General features: G+C 76.5%; 1 protein-coding gene. It reads left to right on the top strand.

What is annotated here, in order from left to right:
• A partial coding sequence (locus ABZ641_RS38160) for a HAMP domain-containing sensor histidine kinase (protein ID WP_359989243.1) occupies positions 1-913 on the top strand: 913 nt, incomplete at its 5' end.
• Positions 914-1,253: the final 340 nt, after the last annotated feature.

Genomic DNA, 1,253 nt, shown 5'->3' with positions numbered 1-1,253 from the left:
GGGCCCGGACGTCCAGCGCGCCCTCGCCCAGGTGCCGGGCTGCGGCGTCGACCGCCTGGAGCGGACGCCCCACCCAGCGGGCCAGCCGCACCGACACCTGGGCGAGGGCGCGCTGGACGTCCGGGCCCCGGCGGACTCCGGGCCCGAGGAGGTGCGCCGGCTCGCCGCCACCTTCAACACCATGGCGGCACGCACCGAGGCCCTGGTGCACGGACACCGGGCGGTGACCGCCGACGTGTCCCACCAGCTGCGGACCCCGCTGACGGCACTGCGGCTGCGGCTGGACCTGCTGGCCGCGGACGCCGAGGGCGAGGACGCGGTCGAGCTCGCCGGCGCCCAGGAGGAGATCGCCCGCCTGTCGCGCCTGGTGGACGGCCTGCTGGCGGCCGCCCGCGCCGAGAACGCCGTACCCAGGCCCGTCCCCGTGCGCGTGGACGAGGTCGTCGCGGAGCGGATCACCGCCTGGGAGCCGGTGGCCGCCGAACGGCAGGTGGAACTGGCCTCGCACAGCCCCGGCCGGCCCGTCGTGTACCTCGGCGCCGGCGACCTGGAGCAGCTGCTCGACAACCTGCTGGCCAACGCCCTGGAGGCGGTGCCCGGAGGCGGCCGCATCCGGGTGGAGGCCGCGTCCGCGGCGGCCTCCTTCGGGCCCGGCACGGAACTGCGGGTCGTCGACGACGGGCCGGGGATGAGTCCCGAGGCGCGGGCGACCGCATTCCGGCGCTTCGGCAATCCGGAGGCGCGCGGCACCGGCCTCGGCCTGGCCATCGTGCACCGGCTGGCGACCGCCAACGGTGGCACGGCCCGCCTGGAGGAGACCGCGGGCGGCGGTCTGACCGTGGTGCTGGAACTCCCCGCCGTCCCGCGCGGGCAGGGGCCGGAACCGGGCCGTCCCCCGCAGCGGACGGGCTGAGCCCGCCGTCGGCAGGCGGTCCACCCTGCCCGTTCCCGACCGCCGTGAGATCAGGTGTCCGCCCGCCTTTACGGGATGCGAAGGATTTCTGAACGGTATCCCGACCGCCCGTGTCGGACGCTGGAGACGGACGGTCCGGAGGCGACCCCACCGTCCGCACCCCATCACGAGGGATGCCGGGACGCCACCACCGGAGGTGCACCATGCCAGACTCCGACCCGCAGGACAGCCTCGCCGCCCGCCGGCGCGAGCGGGGGCTGCGCCGCGTCGGTCGGCACAGAGCCGGTCGGGGGTACGGCTTCGCATCGCAGCGCTCACGGCGTCGATTCTCTCCCAGTCC

The organism is Kitasatospora sp. NPDC007106 (assembly GCF_040634455.1).
Classification (GTDB): domain Bacteria; phylum Actinomycetota; class Actinomycetes; order Streptomycetales; family Streptomycetaceae; genus Kitasatospora; species Kitasatospora arboriphila.
This window is presented reverse-complemented; position numbering and strand designations above follow the sequence as displayed.